The following is a 20,129-nucleotide window of genomic DNA, read 5'->3' on the forward strand; positions in this document are numbered from 1 at the left end:
TGCTCCAATTGCAAAGCCTACAATACCGGCAAGACTACCAAGAGCAATTAAAGCCAAAATACCGGCTGCGATAAACGCTAAAAATTGTTTCATCTTGTGCTCGCCTCCCTTCGATTTGATACTCTTATCTTAACTATTTTTCCGTTTTTCCATAACGAGCTTAAGAACCGTTTTCAACTCAGACTTAAGACCGAGTCGCATTCAGCCTTTTGTAAATTCCATATTTATCCCGATTGGTGATGGTTAACAATCAGTAGGGATGAAGAAACCCCACTAATTGACATTTCACTTTATGAGCAAAGGTACGATATAAAAACAAAGCCTTTTTGCTCCTTCACATGATTATGTTCCATTTAAAATTCACGAAAATTAAAAAGTAATACGCCCTCTATCTATTCGAGTTTTCAATCAATCTCACCAACAAAAGATTTATTATTAAGAAAATTATGTTAAAATGAACGATAAAGGCTATATACCTTCTCTGTACATCCCATTGTCTTTACCTAAATAACAACTGAAGGTACTCATATGATTCGATTCATATGACATATTTCATACTCACTACTATACCCAAATAAAAGGAGACATCTTTTTCATGAATCTACATATTACACAAGAAATGAGTGCGACAGATAAAAATGATATCAATCATGCACTTTACGAATATAATTTGCAACATTTCCCACCAGACTTAAGAGGAAGGTACTCAAAAATTCATTTCGTTCTGAAAGATGAAAATAAAAAAGTTCGCGGAGGACTGTTAGGTGAAGTTTGCTGGAATTGGCTAGAAATTCATATCTTGATACTTGATGAAGACATCCGTAAATTAGGATACGGTTCTAAGTTATTATTAGAAGCAGAAAAAATCGCTTTAGAAAAAGGGTGTGACTTCATAAAAGTGGATACGTTAAGTTTTCAAGCATTGGACTTCTATAAAAAGCACGGTTATCAAGTGTTCGGAATTCTTGATAATGTAGGAAGAGATCACAAACACTACTATTTGAAAAAAAATCTATAAAAAAACGCTCAGAATTTATTCTCTGAGCGTTTTCAACTACTTTTCCATTAAGCTGTTTTATGATATTGCTTTTTTTCCGCTACTTTCGAAAAACGCGGAAAGTCGATTAAGATAGAAACTACACCACAAACCCCAACTAAAATTGGATAAAATGCATATGGTAACAATTCAACCGGTGACAATGCTGCAAAACCTGCCGCCGTTAACATTTGAGCCCCATATGGGACTAACCCTTGTACACAGCATGAAAATAGATCCAACACACTCGCCGATTTTCGAGGATCAATTTCATATTGATCTGCAATATTTTTTGCCAGTGGTCCAGTAAAAATAATAGAAATTGTATTATTAGCAGTACACATATTCGTCATACTAACTAAACCAGCAATTCCAAATTCAGCACCTTTTTTCGAACGGATATTACGCGTCAATACGTTCATTAAATACTGGATACCACCATTATATTGAATAAGTTCAACCATTCCACCGATTAAAATCGCCAGTAATACGAGTTCCATCATTCCACTAATTCCCGTTGTCACACTTTTAAAGAAGCTCGTTAATGTATAGCTCCCATCAATCAGACCAATCATACCCGATAGAACTGTTCCACCAGTTAATACAACAAGTACATTCCATCCAAGTAAAGCTGTAACAAGTACCCCTGCGTACGGCAATATTTTTATCCAATCAAACGTATGAGTTTTGATTTCTGAATGATTTCCTGATGTAAGGACAACCAACAATATAATTGTAATAATCGCAGCTGGCAACACAATTAAAAAGTTTGTTTTAAACTTATCTTTCATTTCTGTTCCTTGCGAACGAACAGCTGCAATTGTTGTATCAGAAATAAATGATAAATTATCACCGAACATCGCTCCGCCAACAACTGTTGCCATTGCTAATGCAATAGAAATATCTGTTTGCTGACTAATACCGACTGCAATTGGTGCTAGTGCCGCTATCGTTCCCATCGAAGTTCCCATTGCTAACGAAATAAACGCACCTATCACAAAAATGCCAGCAACGATAAACCCTTGCGGTAAAATAGATAATGCTAAGTTGACTGTAGAATCAACCCCACCCATTCCTTTCGCTGTTTCAGAAAACGCACCCGCAAGCACAAAGATTAATACCATGATCATAATATCTGGATTGCCAGCCCCTTTAGCAAACCGTTCAACTTTTACTGTAAAACTTTCCTTGCGATTCATCACTAAAGCCGTTCCCACAGCAATTAAAATCGCTACAAGTATCGGCAATTTATAAAAATCACCTGTAATAATTCCAGAGCCAATAAATAGCGCTAAAAATATAACAAGTGGCAATAATGCTAAGCCGTTTCCTCTCGTTTGTTTCAAAATATCATCTCTCCCCTAGTTATAAACCTTTTCTAACGAATAACAAAAGACCTCTTCCAAAAAAGAAGAGGTCCTATACATCTATAAGAAACACTCTCCTCATCTTTCAAGCACACGCTTGCTGGATTTGGCACAGCACTCCATTATGAGTCCGCTGCCGAGGCATCGTAGGGCCAGTCCCTCCGCCTCTCTTTATAAGAAGGTTTCATATTTTATTTTTAATAATAATTTCTTCCCTAACTTTACTCGCTTACAAATCAAAAGTCAATTATTATTTATACAAAAATAGCTGGTATTTTTTTGTATTTATACAAAAACACGAATAAATCAAGCATCACAAACGAAAAATATTCATTTTAATTTTTGAATTTCTTTTTCTAAAATTGCAATCCAAGGAAACTCGTCTTTTTCAATTACTTCGATAAGCCACTTCGCCGTATCCCACGCTACATTATATTCTTCTTCCGAGATATCCCTAGCTACATATGCCTCTTCTAATTCATCTTCATCCAACAAATATAGATCGCCGTTAGATAGTAATACGACATCTAAGTATAAATCGTCGAAATAAGGCATACCACTTCCATCTATTTTAAACTTTTTAGCTACATCAATATAATATTGTACGAGTTCTTTTTTTTCATTTAGCATAGCTGTGATAGCAAAGTTCTTATCGCTTATAAAATACTGCACCCACGTATAACCAGCATCTACAATACAAAGCTCTCGATCATTATATTTCTTATAACTCGGTTCTTTTACCTTTTGTATACGCAATATACCTAACATACCTTTTTCTATTGCCTTTACTTCATATGTTTTCTCTATTAATCGATTCCAAGAAGAACCATCCCCATACTTTCGTTTCATTATTCCCTCTCCCTTCTCTATACAGAAAAGCCCTCACTCTATCGTGAGGGCTTTATTCATTAGCAATTAAGCTGCTTGCTGTTTATTGGAAAGTTCTTTTAAATAAGCTTGTCCTTTTGCATCGTCATATTGACCTTCCCATTTAGACATAACAACAGCTGCTAAAGAGTTACCTACTACGTTAACTGCTGTACGAGCCATATCTAGAATGCGGTCAATACCTGCGATAAATGCTAAGCCTTCTGCCGGAATGCCTACTGTACCTAATGTTGCTAATAATACAACGAATGATACGCCTGGTACACCTGCGATTCCTTTTGATGTAACCATTAATACAAGTAATAATGTAATTTGTTCTGAGATTGATAAATCAATACCGTACATTTGCGCTAAGAAAATGGCTGCAATTGCTTGATATAACGTAGATCCATCTAAGTTAAATGAATAACCCGTCGGAATAACGAAAGATGTAATGGCTTTCGGGCAACCGAATTTCTCCATTTTCTCCATGATTTTTGGTAAAACTGTCTCTGAGCTTGCTGTAGAGTACGCTAAAATAAGCTCGTCTTTTAAAATCTTAAAGAATTGGAAAATGTTAATACCAAATATTTTCGCTGTAATTCCTAATACAACTACAACGAAGAAAATCATCGCTCCGTAAACAACAATCACTAGTTTACCTAATGGAATTAATGAAGCAAGACCAAATTTAGAAACAGTTACACCAATTAAAGCAAATACACCAAACGGTGCGAATTTCATAATTTGGTTTGTTACATAAAACATTGAATCCGCTACACCTTGGAAAAATTGAAGAACCGGTCTTCCTCTTTCACCGATTGCTGCAATCCCTAAACCAAATAACACTGAGAAGAAAATAATAGCGAGCATATCGCCCTCAGCTAACGACTTCACAATATTTGTCGGAACAATATTTACAAATGTATCAGCAAATGAGTGACTCTGCACTTGCTCTGTCGTTTGTGTATATTTAGAAATATCTGACTTTGTTAACTCATCCATATTAACGCCTTTTCCTGGTTGGAAAATATTCGCGATCAGTAGGCCAACAACAATTGCAATTGTTGTAATAATTTCAAAATAAAGAATCGTTTTTCCACCTAATCGTCCTAGCTTCTTAATGTCACCTACACCAGCAACACCAACTACGATGCTTGCTACAACAATCGGTACAACAATCATCTTAATTAATCGAATGAAAATATCACCAATTGGTTGTAAGTACTTCGCTACTGCCGGATTGTCATAAAAAATCGCCCCTACTGCAATACCAAGCGCAAGCCCTATTAAAATTTGCCATGCAAGTCCAATTCTTTTCATACTTGCTGCAACCCCCTTCTTAGATGCTCTAACTCTACATTTCTCTTTTTCTATAAAACCAAGAAATTAAGAGTATTACATATTATTCGACAATTCACTACATTTTTTGTCCCTGTTAAAAATCATAAATCAAAAAACGAAATCTGACAACAAAATAAGTTTGCGTGAATGCAAATAATTTTCTTGACAAAAACAAAATCCATGTCAGAAAACCTAACATGAAAACGATCCCTTAACTATTCATACCTACTTTTTGCGAGACTCTTCTATCTCCCTTTTACACGACATAATATACAAAAATTACCTCATTTCCGACAATTCATAGTACATTTATAAAACTTTCATTACATTATGATTACAAGAATAGACAGCATTCTTCCAATTATGATATATACATCATAGGGAAAGGAGCTAGACAACTATGAAAAAGAAATACGTCGCTTTCAGCGTATTAGCAGCAAGTGCTATTTTTGTTTCTCCATTACATTCAGTTACATATGCAGAAACAAGTCAAGATAAATTATCTAATATTCAGTCCGAATTAGAGGGTAATCAACAAGATTTACAAAACAAAACAGCAGAAAAAGAACAAATGGAACAAGAAATACAAGACTTACAAAAAAAGATTGATGAGCTAACAGCTTCTATTAATAAAAATGAAGCTGATTTACACGATACAGAAACAGAGATTAGCAAAACACAACAAACAATTGAAGAAAAGAAAAAAAGTATTGAGCAATTGCAAACAAATATTGACACTCGTCAGGACGTCATTAAACAACGACTTCAATCCATGCAAGAAAAACCTCGAACAAATATCGTAACTGAAGTATTGATGAACTCAAACAATTTTGCAGACCTTATTGATAATATGTATTCTGTTAGCTTGATTTTAAACAACGATACGGAAATTGTAAAAAAGCAAACAACTGATCAAGAAACTGTAAAAACGGAAAAAGAAGCGGTTGAAAAGAAAGAACAGCAACTAAACGAATCTAAGCAAAAATTAGAGCAAAAAAAGCAAGAACTTCAAAAAAACCAACAAGACCAACAAGTACTGATTAGCGATTTACACGCTAAAGTATCAAAGGTAGATTCTGAGATTGAAGGTTTAGAAGAATCTAATAGCATTTTAGAAAATCAACGCCTGGCTGTTCAAAAAGCAATTGAAGAAGAGAAAAAAGCTGAAGAAGCTCGTAAGGCTGAAGAGGCTCGAAAAGCTGAAGAAGCAAAAAAAGCAACCGCACAAACACAATCTGCTCCAACTGCTTCTGCAGCAGATATTACAAACAAAGGCGGTTTTATTAAACCAGCCGCAGGTTCAAAAACATCTGGATTTGGCGCTCGTTCTTTAGATAATCATAAAGGCATCGATATCGCCGCTTCTGGAACAGTACCTATTTACGCTGCTGCTGACGGGGTTGTAATCCGCTCTGAAATGTCATCTAGTTACGGAAATGTCGTATATTTATCGCACCGTATAAATGGCACAACCTATACAACAGTATACGCTCATATGAGCAGTCGCTCTGTATCCAATGGCCAAACTATAAAACAAGGTGAACAATTAGGATTTATGGGAAATACCGGTCAATCTTTCGGACAACATTTACATTTTGAACTTCATATCGGTGAGTGGAATGTAGGTAAAACGAACGCAGTTGACCCTTCTCCATATATCGGATTATAAAAAAACTCGGTGCATACCGAGTTTTTTTATTGAAAAGTAATCTCCTTTTAACAATTTGTAGGCATTTTACATAGACTAAAACAAAATGCCTATTCATCTGGGGGATATAAGCATGAATGAAGAACTACAAGAAGCACGAGAAACATTTATTGGGCGCTTATTTACATTAGGTGGTTCGACTATTTTTTTAATTGGTTCATTTATTGCAGCAGCTGTAGCTTTCAAAGCATACAATCGTTTACTACAAAACCAAAAAACAAATTAAAAAAGCGGGGAAAAATCCCCCGCTCATTTTGTAAACATTTTAAACACACCAATTGCATTTAAAAATACAATCACTACCGTTACTGGAATAATATAGCGCAGTAAGAAAAACCACACGTTAAATAATAGCTTTCCTTTCGTCTCTGTCACTTCTAATTCCTTCATTAATAGGTCTTTACTCATTTTATTTGGTACAAACAACGAAATTGCTAATACCCCTAACGGCAACAATACATTACTTACTACAAAATCCACTAAGTCAAAAAATGTTTTCCCAAAGATTTTTACATCACTCATAACTCCAAATGATAGAGCACATGGAATTCCAACAGCAAAAATGAGTAATCCAATAATAAATGATGCTGATGGACGTTTTTTCTCATTATCTTTGGCTACAGATGCAACAACAATTTCAAGCATTGAAATTGCAGAAGTTAACGTTGCAAAGAAGAATAAAATTAAAAACATAATAAAGAAAAATTGTCCGAATGGTATTTTCGCAAATACAGCTGGAAGAATAATAAACAGCAAACCTGGTCCCTCTGTTGGTTTAACTCCTAATGCAAAGATCGCTGGAAAAATTGCTAGTCCCGCAAGCACTGTAATAAAAATTGTTAAACTCACAATTGATGTTGCAGATTTTGCTAAATGCTCTTCTTTCTTTAAATACGAGCTATATGTTACCATTACCGACGCACCTACAGTTAGGGAAAAGAATGATTGTCCCATTGCATACAAAATGGTATCCGCTGTTAGTTTTGAAAAATCTGGTTTTAGGAAAAATTCAACACCAGCCCATGCCCCATCAAGTGTAAGTGCACGAATAATAATAGCAATAAACAAAATAAATAATAGAGGCATCATATACTTACTTGCCTTTTCGATCCCTTTTTCTACACCTTTACTTACTACAAAAATAGTGCAAAGCATAAAGATTAACTGTGCACCTACTGCACTAGCAGGATTGGAAATTGTTTGTTCAAACAATTTTCCGTATTCCATCGCTCCGCTCCAAAAGTTTCCTGTCACACTATAATATAAATATAATAAAATCCATCCACCTACGACGCTATAAAAGGATAATACACTAAAACAAGTGACAACCCCCATACGACCAATCCATGGATATAATTTACTATTTGGTACTAACAGTTTATATGCAGTAACCGCTTCTTTTTGCGTACTACGACCAATAACAAATTCTGCCAAAAGAAGAGGCATACCAATAAATAATGTTAATAATAGGAAGACTAGAAAAAACGCTCCTCCCCCGCCATTACCTGCAACGTATGGAAACTTCCATATTGCTCCAAGTCCTACTGCGGCTCCGGCTGCTGCGAGTACAAAACCAATTTTCGATGTCCATTGCTGTGTTTCTTTCATCGTAATTTCTCCTTTTCTGAATATTTATATTTTTCTTAATTATACACTTTCATTTCATACTCGCCCACCTCCTTTAGAAAATAAAAAAGTCCCCTACACGCTACTATGCATGTAGAGGACGATATATGTAATAGAATACCGTGGTACCACCTCGATTGGATTAAACAATCCCACTTGTTCAGGTACAGGAAACATTCCGATACCCTATCCTTTTAACGGCGGAACCCGGGTTGCCTACTAATCTGTTCAGCATACCTCTCGCAAGCCCATTCTGTATATTTTATCGTACCGGGCTCACACCTTCCCCCAGCTCTCTGAACGCATCAAATATACGTACTCTTCTTGCTCATCGATTTCATCTATTGAAGTTACTTGTGATTATAGAGCAGATTGCTATATTTGTAAAGAACAATTTAATCAGTGGGGTTTTCTTCATCCCCCACTGATTATTATCCTCCATTAATCGGGCATCTCCCACCTATCTTCTTTAGAAAAGCGGAAGCGGCTCGTTCAAAATCGTAGGCCGCCCGCGCTCCCAACAGAGAGGTGCTTTTTGCCTCGTCCGAGGGAGCTTTAGCGGCTGGATATTTTAGCCCCTACAGCTGGACATTGCTTTCTCTCTGAACCTTGAGGTGGAGGTCTTACTGCCCGCGAATAGCAGGATAAAACAAACAATACCCTATTCTACAAATAACCTCTCATCTAGCTCTTGTAAAAATCTTTCTCTTTTTTGCTGATCTTGAATATACTCAGACTTCAATACTTCTTGTAATAAACGATTCTGCTTTCTTTTTTCTAGAGACAATTTCTTCACGTTCATTCTTACTTCATATAAAAAATCAAGATAAATTTCATACACCTCATCGTATTTCGCCGCAATATCATCCCTAATTTTTTTCGCAAGTTTTGGACTTGCCCCCCCAGTAGAAACGGCAATATTAAGCTTTCCTCGATGAATCGCTGCTGGAAAATGAACATTTCCGCTTTCTGGATTGGTAATTACATTAACCAGCTGATTGGATGACGCATCTTTTGCAATCGATTCATTTAATTTTGTGTCACTTGTAGCCGCTACTACTAAAAAGGCTCCTTCAATGTCACTTTTTTCATATTCTTTCTGAAACCAACGGATCTGCTTAGATTCTACAAGCTTTACTAAACTTGCATCTAATTCAAAACTCACTACAACTATATCTGCTCCTTCTTTCAGTAAAGGAGTGATTTTAAATGATGCCACTTTGCCACCACCTATGACAACAACACGTTTCTTTTCAATTCTTACTGTAAGTGGATACATACTCATCTCCCCTTAATATTGCTTCCGTTTTCTGAATTAATCTTTCTTGAAATACACGGTTTTTCCCTAAATAAGGACTTACATATATATTTGTAAAATGGTATCCGCGTACCTCCTTCATAATGTGTCTCATTAATAAGCCTGTAAATAGCAAATAAGGTAGAATGACAACATTCTCCTCTTTTCGCTTTGCAACTTCTTTTAATTTTTCCTCAAACCTAGGCTCTGCCGCAGCTAAATAACATACTTCTACCTTTTTAATTTTCTCCTCTTTTTCAAACAAAAAAGCAATACGTTTCATATCTTGTAACGTCCCAAGATCACTACTCCCTCTTGCCACAAGCAATAAAGTTACTCCACTTTCATACTCTTTAATACCGCTCCCCTCATACGCAGCGGATACGAGTGATTCCGACACACCAAACGGATTTCCATAAGTAATTGTAATGTGAGGATATTTATTTTGCATGTTTTGAAGTTCATTTGGAATATCTTCTTTCACATGTCCTGCCGCTAATAAGAAAACCGGAATAACAACGATTTCTGTCGCTCCTTTTCTTATACAATTAGCGAAACCTTCTGAAATATCAGGCTGTGCTAGTTCTAAAAAACATATTTCTTGAATAGGAGCTGATACACGGTTCATGCAAGAAGAAACGAAACTAATCGCTTCTTCTTTCGCCTCTTTCACCCTACTTCCATGGCATACATATAATACAGCTTTCATTTTATAACACTCCGCTTACCGGATACGTAATGTTCGTTTGCTGTTCAAACCAATGGATTTTTTCACGAAAACGAACAACTTCTCCAATTACAATCATACTTGGATTTTGGATCTGCTCTTTTTCAGCAATCGTTACAATCGTTCCTAACGTTCCTGTAATCGTTCGCTGAGATGATGTAGTGCCCCATTCCACAATAGCAACTGGTGTCTCTTCCCCTTTTCCATGTTTCAGCAGTTGTTCACATATATAAGGAAGGTTGCTTACTCCCATATAAACAGCAAGCGTGTCAACACCTTTCGCTAAGTTTTCCCACTTCACTTCTTCTTCAGCACCTTCTTTTCGGTGACCTGTTACAATAGCAAAACTTGCGCTCGCATCCCGGTGAGTTACAGGAATTCCCGCATATGCCGAAGCAGCAATTCCAGCTGTAATACCAGGTACAATTTCAAACGGAATGCCATGCTTTGCTAACGCTTCCGCTTCTTCACCACCTCTTCCAAATACAAACGGATCTCCGCCCTTTAAACGTGTTACGATTTTTCCCTTTTTCGCATATTTAACAAGAAAAGCATGGATTGTTTCTTGTTTCATCGTGTGATAGTTTGGTAGTTTTCCACAATATATTAAGTCCGCATCTGGCTTCGCATAAGAAAGTAACTCTTTATTTACAAGACGATCATATAAGATAACATCTGCTTGCTTAATACATTTGACTCCTTTTACAGAAATTAATTCCGGATCTCCCGGCCCTGCACCAACAATATATACTTTTCCCATCATTTCTCCTCATTTCTACTATAAAGTGAAACTTCCATCCCTATTACGAATGGAAGTTATAATTCAAATCCGTTTCATTTTTTTGTTACAGTGTTTCCTGCTCATGAATAACAAAACCTGCACCTTTTCGAATCTTCTTTTTTTCATGCAGAGAGATTTCCTTCACTTCTGGCAGTGGTAAAAAATACTTTTCCAATTCTACCTCAACAAGTCTAAATGCCTGCTCCTCACTTTGGGCAACAACTACTACTGGAACAACACCATTTACCAACACTGCTTCAAAACGATACAAATCCATATTGCTCCCTCCTAAGATGCAATCACTTCTTCTAAAATTGTATTTAATACAGATTGTAAGTCTTCTACTCCAACGCGTTCTGCAAACTCAAAAAATGTTTCAGCTGGCAGTTTATGTTCTTTAAAGTATGTTAAAAACGATACAAGAACATCTGGAAGGTCTTCCCCATCAATCTTTCCTTTTAACTTTTGATTGTAGACACCACCATCTAATAAAGTACCCCCTACATAAATCTCAAACGCTTCAACAATTCCTTTTTCTTTCGTCTTCAATTTCACGCCTTGTAATCCGATATCCGCAATTTGCCTTTGACCACATGAATTTGGGCATCCCGTCATATGAATGCGAACTGGTACATCAAGTACAAGTTGTGTATCTAAATAGTCGGCAATATTTCGTAAACGCGCTTTTGTTTCTACCAATGCTAGATTACAATACTCAATTCCCGTACAAGAAACTGCATATCCAATGAATGATTTTGGTTTTGCTGAAATCGATTCAAACAATGGTTCTTGTAAAAGTGCCTCAACATTTTCCTCAGGAACATTTGGAATAATAAAATTTTGCGAATTACATGTGCGAATCTCGCCATTTCCGTACTGCTTCGCAATTCTAGCAATTTCAAACAACTCCTCAGAATGCAGGCGACCAACAGGTACGTTAAAGCCAACGTATGATAAATCACCTTGTTTTTGCTTATGAACACCGTAAAAATAACCTGCGTTCCATCCTTTGAAAGCATCGTTTCCTTTATCATGTAAAGGCTCTGTATATTCTAATAATTTTTCTTTGAATTTTTCTGCACCCCAATCAGCAACTAAAAATTTCAAACGTGCTAAATGTCGTTTTTCACGATATCCAAAATCACGGAAAACTGTCGCAATTGCAATCGCTACTGATTTTACTTGCTCTGGAAGGATGAATACATCTAACTCCTGCGCTAAATACGGACGAGCAGATAATCCCCCGCCTACTCGTAAATGAAAGCCTTCCACTGTTTTTCCATCAATTTCTTTTGTAGCTGGAGTAAAGGCAGCACAGTTAATTTCGGCATTTGCTGCATTATATACATTTGTGCTAATTGACATTTTAAATTTTCGAGGTAAATTCGAAAACTCTTCATTATGCTGAAAGAACTCATATACTTCTTTTACAATTGGCGCCGTATCAAATAATTCATCACCATCGATACCAGCAAGCGGATTTCCAATAATATTTCTTGTAATATCGCCACAAGCTCCAGCTGATGATAATCCCACTTTTTCTAAACGATTAAAAATGTCTGGTATTTGGCCAATTTCAAGCCAATGAAATTGAATCGCCTGTCTCGTTGTAATATCGAGAACATCACGACCATAATCTTCTGCAATCGAAGCCAATACTTCGACTTGTTCATTTGTTAAAATACCAGAAGGAATATTCACACGCATCATAAAATATCCTGCCTCTTTTGGGCGCTGTAAATATAAACCTGCCCATTTAAAGGAATCCCACTCTTCTTTCGGAATAGAGTCGAATCCATTTTCAGCATAGTACGGAATCGCTTTGAAAATCTCTAAGCCGTCTTTTTCTAATTTCTTTTTCTCTGTAGCATTTAACTTTTCATTGTTTGCCCATGCTTTTTCATAACTCATTTTTACTCCCCCTATATAAAGCTACGCTCTTGTAAGTAACCGATAATTTGTTCTGCACATTGTTCGATTGAATAAAGATGTGTTTCTACTACTACTTCTGCCTCTACAGGTTCTTCATATGGCGAATCAATACCAGTAAACTGCTTAATATCACCTTGTCTCGCTTTTTTATAAAGCCCTTTTGGATCACGCTTCTCACATTCTTCTATTGGGCACTTTACAAACACTTCAATAAATTCGTCTTTTTCAAGAATATCCCTGACTTGCTGACGATCCACTCGAAATGGAGAAATAAATGCTGTGAGTACAATCGTCCCTTGATCCACAAATAACTTTGCTACTTCACCAATTCGGCGAATATTTTCTGTTCGATCACTTTCGGAAAACCCTAAATCTTTATTCAAACCATGACGAATATTATCGCCATCAAGTACATAATTCCCAATATTTTTTTCGAACAGTTTCCTAGCAACCGCATTTGCTACTGTTGATTTTCCAGAAGCTGATAACCCCGTGAACCAAAGTACAAAACTGTGATGGCCACCGTTCTTTCGTCTTTCTTCTTTTGAAACAGATGCTGCATGCCAAGTTATATTTGTCCCCATCCCATTCTCTCCTTATTTTGTAACGACTTCTTTTTGCAACCCACGAATTAATATTTCTACGACTTCTTTACGGCTAAATGTACTTGGTGGAATTTCTCCATTTCGTAACATTTCCCGTACTTTTGTACCAGATAAAATAACATGGTCCTCTTTACTGTGCGGGCATGTTTTCGTAGAAGCCATCGCTTCGCATTTCGTGCAGTAAAAACTATGTTCAAAAAAGAGCGGTGTAATCCCTAACTCTTCTACTGTAAAATTCGTAAAAATCTCTTGCGCTTCGTACGTACCATAGTAATTTCCTACCCCAGCATGATCACGCCCGACGATGAAGTGTGTACAGCCAAAGTTCTTTCTAACCAGTGCATGAAATATCGCCTCGCGCGGTCCTGCATAACGCATCGCTGCTGGAAAAACACTTAAAAAGGCACGGTCACTTGGATAGTAATTTTTCAAAAGCACTTCATAACTTTCCATGCGTACATCAGCTGGGATGTCATCTGATTTCGTTTCACCAACAAGTGGATTTAAAAATAAGCCGTCTACAATTTCCAGCGCAGACTTTTGAATATATTCATGCGCACGATGAACAGGATTTCTCGTTTGAAAGCCCACTATTGTTTTCCAGCCTCGCTTTTTAAATTCTGCACGCGTTTCGCTTGGATCTAGATGATAAGAAGAAAACTTATCATTTTCAAAACGCTTTACAAGCGTAATTGTTCCCCCAACATAAATATTCGGTCTATCATATAATTTTTTCACACCTGGATGGGCAGTATCAGTCGTTTTATAAACAAGCAATGCTTCCTTCTCTTTATCCGGTGTAAAAATATCTTCTATTTGAATAACACCATACGTGATTCCTTCTTTAACAAGACGAACCTCTTCATCAATTTGAAATTGTTCTGCCTGCCCTTCTGTTACCGGTAGTGTAATAGGTATACTCCATACATCACCGTTTACTAAACGCATGTTTTCTACTACAGATTGATAGTCCTCTTTTCCTAAAAAGCCAGTAAGCGGGCTATAACCCCCTATCGCAAGAAGCTCTAAATCACTTAACGCAATTTTGTCTAATTCGATTTCTTTTACAATATTTTTAGTGTCATATGTTTCATCAACACGATTTACTAATATATTTGTTTCACTCATCTTCCGGCACTCCTCTTTGAAATGTATTAAAATGAATTTAGACCTTATTGATCATGAAGCCCACATTCCGTTTTCATCTTTCCAGCCCATCGTCCATCCCTTGAATCTCCTCCATCACCTACCGGCAACGTACATTTTTCACACCCTATACTTGGATACCCGACGTCATGCAGTGGATTGTAAGGTAAATGATGCTTGAATACATAACGCCAGACTTCCTTCCATGTCCAATGAATAAGCGGACAAATTTTAATAGACTGAAAGCGATGATCTTGATTGATAAATTTTGTATATTTACGCGTTTCTGATTGTTCCCTTCTTAGCCCTGATATCCACGCTTTTCCATTCGCTAAAGATTCTTCAAGCGGTAAAATTTTTCTTAATCTACAACAAAGATTGGGATTATGTTCCCACAGCTTATCTCCATGTTTTTTTGCTTGCTCTTCAAGCGTAAGCGAAGGTTGCTTTTCGATAATTTCGAGATCCGGAAACCTTTCACGCACTCGTTTAATTAAATCGTATGTTTCTTGAAAATGAACATTTGTGTCTAAAAATACAACTTTTGCAGATGGATTTACTTGGTTTATTAAATGCAGTAATACCATTCCCTCTACACCAAAGCTACATGCGTATACAATATTATCCTCATAATGTTTATACGCCCACTCTAAGACTGGCAACGCGCCCTTTGTTTCATCTTCCTCAGAAAAAGAAACAAAGTCCTCTTTCCACACTTCATACGTCAACATATCGTTTCCCCCTGTAACGCAAAAAGACGGTTTTAACCTAATAAAATAGATTAAAACCGCCTCTAGTTTTTCTAGTCAGCGCTTTTTACTTTAAGCGTACTTTTTCACTTTTTTCAAGCTGAATCACTTTTCCATCTTGCACAACAATTGTAATAGAACCATATTTCATATCAGCAAGCATCGCTTGAACCTTTTCAGCTACTTCGTCAAAATGTCCACGCACTCCCACGAACAGCCCCCCTTTTTATTCATAAAAAAAATCTTTTCCATTTCGAAAAGACTGTTCGGTAATATATTTTACCTTATCTTTCAAAATGGATGCCATTTTGCTGGACTTAGCACCTTGCTCCTATAAGCAGGTTGCCGAGCTTCATCGGGCCAGTTCCCTCCGCTTCTCTTGATAAGCTTTGTATTTGTATTTTATCATAATTCTGATTTTTTTCAATCCTAGTTTTCCGATATATTTTATATTTTTTTTAAAAAGGAATTGTTCAATTTGAACAATTCCTTTTTACCCCGCATTAACGGACAGTAAGATCCCCACTGATTAAAGTTTCACTTTATCACTTAAACAAGCTCTTTTATACGTATGCGATCGTTCCCAATTATATTTTCATATGTTTCACGTTCAACAACAACTTGTGAAGTCCCGCCTTTTGCAAACACTACAGCTGGTCTGCGAATACGATTATAATTATTAGCCATAGAATATCCATATGCTCCTGTACAAGAAATTGCTAATAGATCGCCCGAAATAACTTGCGGCAACTCTATATCCCAAATAAGCATATCGCCACTCTCACAACATTTTCCAGCAATCGAGACAACTTCTTTAGCATTTTCTCTTCCTCTATTTGCAAGCATTGCCTCATAACGCGCTCCATATAAAGCTGGTCTTAAATTATCCGTCATTCCACCATCTACTGACACATATTTGCGAATGCTTGGAATATCTTTTACAGCTCCTACGGTATAAATTGTTGTTCCTGCATCCCCAACGATACTACGCCCTGGTTCAATCCATATTTCAGGAAGAGGATAATTATTTTTTGTAAATTGTTCTCTAACAACCTCAGTTACAGCATGCACATACGTTTCAAGTGTAAGTGGTGTATCAGCTTCCGTATAGCGAATTCCAAAACCTCCACCGACATTTAACACCGTTGCAACATAACTAGTCTGTTCTCTTATCTCTTCTAGAAAATGATGCAATACTTCAATCGCTCGAACAAATCCTGCTGTTTCAAAAATTTGCGATCCGATATGCGAATGAATTCCCAATACATTATAATTTGATTTCTCTAGTGCGATTTGAATTGCCTGCATTGCTTGACCAGTTGAAATCCCAAAACCAAATTTCGAATCATCTTGCCCTGTTGTAATATATTCATGAGTATGCGCCTCTACTCCAGGTGTAACTCGAATTAATATGTTAACATTTTTCCCATACTGTTCTGCTAAATCATGCAGTATCTCCATCTCAAAAAAGTTATCTACAACAAAACAACCAATGTTCGCCTGAAGTGCCATTACAATCTCTTCTTCTGTTTTATTATTACCATGAAAATGAATACGTGATGCAGGAAAACCAGCTTGCAAAGCCGTATATAATTCCCCGCCAGAAACAACATCTAATGACATATTCTCTTCACGAGCCACTCGGCACATCTCCATGCACAAGAACGCCTTACTTGCATACGCTACTTGATAAGAGAACCCACTTTCCTGAAATGCACGATGAAATGCGCGACATTTTTCCCTAATAGCAGTCTCATCGTATACATAAAGCGGTGTTCCATATTGTTTCGCTAGCTGCGTTGTATCGCATCCTCCAATTTCTAAGTGTCCTTGGTCATTGATTCGGCTTGTGCCGTGTAAATACATTTGAATTCCTCCCTTATTTCCTCTAAAACTCATAACCCCAATCTTCTTCTATTCATTGCAGCACGCTTTTAGGTAAACAAAAAACGCGCGGAACAATGTTCACACGCGTTTCTTATTAGGAATAATGTATCATGAAAAAATAAACGAGTTGTTATCTTCTCAAATAAGAAACCGCATCAACATCTCCAAATAGCTCTCCATAAAATAAAATCTTATGACAGTACTACATTTATTCAATGTAGTCCCAATATATGAATGAGGTGGTCACTCTTATATTTCGGCAATAGTCCCTTTCAATCTATGATCAAAGATTCCACTGAATCTCCCATAGCTTACTCTTTCCTATCGCGGCCTCTACCTTTGAGAGTAGATGAGGTAAGTCTATTTAATTTTCAAACATCTTATATTGGTATTAACAATACCAAACGAATAAATTATTTGTCAAACATTTTTTTATATTGGTTTTTTACAATTTAATTTTGTACCATTTGGTAAGCGCTTTATATCTATTTTTTGCACAATCCACTCTCCTTCATCATTGTTAAATGTAATACTAACTTTTTCAAATGGCGGAAGTACTTTCCCACCTATCCCAGCCTCATATTTTGTTACTTCAATGACAGCTTGAAATAAATATGTACCACTGTAGGTTTTTTTTAGACTCACAATTTTTGGACAATCATATGGCTTTAGTTTTCCATAATGCTTTTCAATTGCAACATTTATTTTCGGAAATAATACAGAATAGAGTGCATCTTCTACCAAAGGCACATCATATTGTGCTGCCATCGCTGCTGGAGAAACAAATAATATAAAAACACTACATAGTGCTAAACAAAATAACTTTCTCATTACAACCTCCATATCCTTACAAAACGTTTTTATCGTGCGATTTAAATCAACGGATTATACAGACCATCCATTTAATAAAGTTTCACTTTATTGTCTCCCACTTCTCTTTTTCTAATCGATTGTTACAAAAAGCATCCACAATTCCGTTTTGTTCTCGTATAATAGTACACGTAGTATAATAATCATAAACATATAAGGCTGTTCGTATATATAAAGTGAAACTTCTATTCATGAAAGTACAATCACTAGAACTGTCATACGTATAAGAGAGGAGTATATTATGTTACAACATTTGTTTCCAAAATTACGATTTGCACTTGTTGCAGTCGTTTTATTATGGATCAAAACATATATTGTGTACAAGCTAGCCTTCGATATTAAAATTGATAGCTTCTTCGAAGAAATGATGCTTTTATTTAATCCAATTGCTTCATTGCTTTTATTTTTTGGCCTAGCTTTATTTGCAACAAAATATCGAAATCGCCTTATTATTGGCATCAGCTTTTTGCTGTCATTTATTTTATTTGGAAACGCGATGTTTTATGGATTTTATAATGACTTTGTCACATTTCCTGTACTATTCCAAACAAATAATATGGCGGATTTAGGAACAAGCATTAAAGAACTATTTACGTACAAAACATTACTTCTATTTACAGATACAATTATTCTAATGTTCCTTTCGCGTAAATTCCCAAGTTTTTGTGATAGCACACCGCTATCACGATCTGAAAAACGAAGCTTCTGTAGTGGTGTAACAGCTTTACTCGCATTGCAAATTACCGTGGCTGTCGTTCATAAGCCTCAGTTGTTTTCACATTCTTTTGACCGTCAAACTGTTGTGAAAAACCTAGGTTTATACACCTATCATCTATTTGATCTTACACTTCAGTCTAAATCTTCTACAGAGCGTGTATTTGCAAGTGGAGACGGTTTTTCTGAAATTGAAAATTATGTAAACTCAAAAGATACAAAAGTTGATAAAAATTTATTTGGAGCTGCAAAAGGAAAAAACGTCATTTTAATTTCCATGGAATCAACACAAAATTTTGTAATCAACAAGAAAATTAATGGAAAAGAAATCACTCCATTTTTAAATCAGTTTATAAAAGAAAGTTATTACTTCGATAACTTTTATCATCAAACTGGACAAGGAAAAACATCTGATGCCGAATTTATTGTGGAAAATTCACTCTACCCATTAGATCGTGGCTCTGTATTCTTTACTCATGCAAATAATGAGTACACAGCAACTCCTGAGCAGTTAAAGGAACATGGATACTATTCTGCTGTCTTCCATTCGAATGATAAAACATTTTGGAATCGAGATGTAATGTATCCAGCACTTGGATATGATCGTTACTTTAACCTAAATGATTATACCGGAACAGAACAAATGTCTGTTGGTTGGGGATTAAAAGATAAAGAATTTTTCGAGCAATCAATTCCAAAACTTAAATCTTTACCACAACCGTTTTATACAAAATTTATTACATTAACAAATCATTTTCCATTTCTTTTAAATCCAGAAGATCAATATATTAATGAGTATAATTCTGAGAGCGATGTATTAAATCGTTATTTCCCAACCGTTCGCTATACAGATGAAGCTCTTAAACTATTTATCAATCAATTAAAAGAAGAAGGATTATACGATAATTCGGTTATTGTTATTTATGGAGATCATTATGGAATTTCTGAAAATCATAATGCTGCTATGGCACAATTCCTCGGTAAGGAATCTATAACGCCATTTGATTCGATGCAGCTGCAACGTGTGCCACTTATTATTCATGTTCCCGGTCAAGAAGGGAAAACGATTTCCAAAGTATCTGGACAAATTGATCTAAAACCAACATTACTTCATTTACTCGGTATTAAAACAAACCAATCTATTGAATTTGGTACTGATTTATTTACGAAAAGCGAAGACCCGCTTATGATTATGCGTGATGGTAGTTTTGTAACAAACGATTATGTTTACACAAAAAATATGTGCTATAAAAAGAGCACAGGTGAACCAATTGATTTAGCAATTTGCCAGCCATATATTGAAAAAGCGAAAACAGAATTAACTTATTCTGATAAGCTTATTTATGGAGATTTATTACGGTTTGATCCTAACAATAAATACAAAACAGGATCGATGATAACTAAATTTGAATAACCTTAAAAGCATCTTCGAATATTAACAATTTGAAGGTGCTTCTTTCTTACCTACATCTT

General features: G+C 36.1%; 19 protein-coding genes, 1 pseudogene, 3 riboswitches and 1 other annotated feature. Of the genes and pseudogenes, 4 read left to right on the top strand and 16 right to left on the bottom strand.

Going from position 1 to position 20,129, the window contains the following annotated elements; translation table 11 throughout:
- A pseudogene (locus CN373_RS21885) lies at positions 1-93 on the bottom strand (flagellar basal body rod protein); the annotation flags it as partial.
- A gap of 502 nt (positions 94-595) precedes the next feature.
- Here CN373_RS21885 and CN373_RS21890 point away from each other — a divergent pair.
- The gene (locus CN373_RS21890; protein ID WP_001048688.1) at positions 596-1,018 is read left to right on the top strand and encodes a GNAT family N-acetyltransferase; all 423 of its coding nucleotides are present in this window, start codon (positions 596-598) and stop codon (positions 1,016-1,018) included.
- A 47-nt stretch (positions 1,019-1,065) separates the two neighbouring features.
- Here the strand turns inward: CN373_RS21890 and CN373_RS21895 are convergent, their stop codons facing one another.
- From CN373_RS21895 to gltP, 3 genes are all read right to left on the bottom strand, one after another.
- Positions 1,066-2,382 carry a Na+/H+ antiporter NhaC family protein gene (locus CN373_RS21895; protein WP_000815107.1) on the bottom strand — a complete coding sequence of 439 codons (1,317 nt, stop codon included), beginning with the start codon at positions 2,380-2,382 and terminating at the stop codon, positions 1,066-1,068.
- Between the two features lie 96 nt (positions 2,383-2,478).
- Positions 2,479-2,583: riboswitch (SAM riboswitch) on the bottom strand.
- Positions 2,584-2,733: 150 nt separating this feature from the next.
- Positions 2,734-3,252 (bottom strand): DUF402 domain-containing protein, encoded by a 519-nt coding sequence (locus CN373_RS21900; protein WP_000824681.1) that lies wholly within the window; start codon positions 3,250-3,252, stop codon positions 2,734-2,736.
- A 66-nt stretch (positions 3,253-3,318) separates the two neighbouring features.
- Entirely contained in the window at positions 3,319-4,593 is a 1,275-nt protein-coding gene (gene gltP / locus CN373_RS21905) for a glutamate/aspartate:proton symporter GltP (protein ID WP_098360149.1), read from the bottom strand.
- Between the two features lie 421 nt (positions 4,594-5,014).
- Here gltP and CN373_RS21910 point away from each other — a divergent pair, with 421 nt between their 5' ends.
- Entirely contained in the window at positions 5,015-6,283 is a 1,269-nt protein-coding gene (locus CN373_RS21910) for a murein hydrolase activator EnvC family protein (RefSeq protein WP_000731517.1), read from the top strand.
- Between the two features lie 112 nt (positions 6,284-6,395).
- Complete coding sequence (locus tag CN373_RS25335) at positions 6,396-6,548, top strand: hypothetical protein (RefSeq protein WP_001001396.1); 153 nt, start codon at positions 6,396-6,398, stop codon at positions 6,546-6,548.
- Positions 6,549-6,571: 23 nt separating this feature from the next.
- Here the strand turns inward: CN373_RS25335 and CN373_RS21915 are convergent, their stop codons facing one another.
- From CN373_RS21915 to CN373_RS21975, 12 genes are all read right to left on the bottom strand, one after another.
- Positions 6,572-7,930, bottom strand: a complete 1,359-nt coding sequence (locus tag CN373_RS21915; protein WP_000665443.1) for a sodium-dependent transporter — start codon at positions 7,928-7,930, stop codon at positions 6,572-6,574.
- A 111-nt stretch (positions 7,931-8,041) separates the two neighbouring features.
- Positions 8,042-8,289: a binding site (T-box leader), on the bottom strand.
- A gap of 320 nt (positions 8,290-8,609) precedes the next feature.
- Positions 8,610-9,227 (bottom strand): NAD(P)-binding protein, encoded by a 618-nt coding sequence (locus tag CN373_RS21925; RefSeq protein ID WP_000283326.1) that lies wholly within the window; start codon positions 9,225-9,227, stop codon positions 8,610-8,612.
- Entirely contained in the window at positions 9,202-9,954 is a 753-nt protein-coding gene (locus CN373_RS21930; RefSeq protein WP_000648895.1) for a sirohydrochlorin chelatase, read from the bottom strand. Before CN373_RS21930 ends, CN373_RS21925 begins: the two co-directional genes overlap by 26 nt.
- Position 9,955: 1 nt before the next feature.
- Entirely contained in the window at positions 9,956-10,732 is a 777-nt protein-coding gene (gene cobA, locus CN373_RS21935) for a uroporphyrinogen-III C-methyltransferase (protein ID WP_000521290.1), read from the bottom strand.
- An 85-nt stretch (positions 10,733-10,817) separates the two neighbouring features.
- On the bottom strand, positions 10,818-11,030 hold the full coding sequence (locus CN373_RS21940; RefSeq protein WP_000366911.1) for a DUF3906 family protein: 213 nt from the start codon (positions 11,028-11,030) through the stop codon (positions 10,818-10,820).
- Positions 11,031-11,041: 11 nt separating this feature from the next.
- Positions 11,042-12,664, bottom strand: coding sequence for a nitrite/sulfite reductase (locus CN373_RS21945; RefSeq protein WP_000119570.1), 1,623 nt, complete (start codon positions 12,662-12,664; stop codon positions 11,042-11,044).
- 11 nt (positions 12,665-12,675) lie between these two features.
- Positions 12,676-13,269 (bottom strand): adenylyl-sulfate kinase, encoded by a 594-nt coding sequence (gene cysC / locus CN373_RS21950; RefSeq protein ID WP_000537074.1) that lies wholly within the window; start codon positions 13,267-13,269, stop codon positions 12,676-12,678.
- A 12-nt stretch (positions 13,270-13,281) separates the two neighbouring features.
- A complete protein-coding gene (gene sat, locus CN373_RS21955; RefSeq protein ID WP_000005271.1) occupies positions 13,282-14,418 on the bottom strand; it encodes a sulfate adenylyltransferase in 1,137 nt (378 codons plus the stop codon).
- A gap of 44 nt (positions 14,419-14,462) precedes the next feature.
- Positions 14,463-15,167 carry a phosphoadenylyl-sulfate reductase gene (locus tag CN373_RS21960; RefSeq protein WP_000959028.1) on the bottom strand — a complete coding sequence of 235 codons (705 nt, stop codon included), beginning with the start codon at positions 15,165-15,167 and terminating at the stop codon, positions 14,463-14,465.
- Between the two features lie 85 nt (positions 15,168-15,252).
- A complete protein-coding gene (locus CN373_RS21965; RefSeq protein ID WP_000538904.1) occupies positions 15,253-15,396 on the bottom strand; it encodes a YezD family protein in 144 nt (47 codons plus the stop codon).
- A 70-nt stretch (positions 15,397-15,466) separates the two neighbouring features.
- Positions 15,467-15,574: riboswitch (SAM riboswitch) on the bottom strand.
- Between the two features lie 160 nt (positions 15,575-15,734).
- A complete protein-coding gene (gene lysA / locus CN373_RS21970; RefSeq protein ID WP_000280631.1) occupies positions 15,735-17,051 on the bottom strand; it encodes a diaminopimelate decarboxylase in 1,317 nt (438 codons plus the stop codon).
- 182 nt (positions 17,052-17,233) lie between these two features.
- A riboswitch (Lysine riboswitch) is annotated at positions 17,234-17,416 on the bottom strand.
- An 88-nt stretch (positions 17,417-17,504) separates the two neighbouring features.
- Positions 17,505-17,903, bottom strand: coding sequence for a DUF3888 domain-containing protein (locus tag CN373_RS21975; protein ID WP_001228375.1), 399 nt, complete (start codon positions 17,901-17,903; stop codon positions 17,505-17,507).
- 280 nt (positions 17,904-18,183) lie between these two features.
- On the opposite strand from CN373_RS21975, the gene CN373_RS21980 reads away from it, so the two are divergent.
- Complete coding sequence (locus CN373_RS21980; RefSeq protein WP_098360150.1) at positions 18,184-20,070, top strand: LTA synthase family protein; 1,887 nt, start codon at positions 18,184-18,186, stop codon at positions 20,068-20,070.
- The last annotated feature ends 59 nt before the right edge of the window (positions 20,071-20,129 follow it).

Origin of the sequence: Bacillus cereus (assembly GCF_002561295.1) — a bacterium.
Taxonomy (GTDB): Bacteria; Bacillota; Bacilli; order Bacillales; family Bacillaceae_G; genus Bacillus_A; species Bacillus_A cereus_S.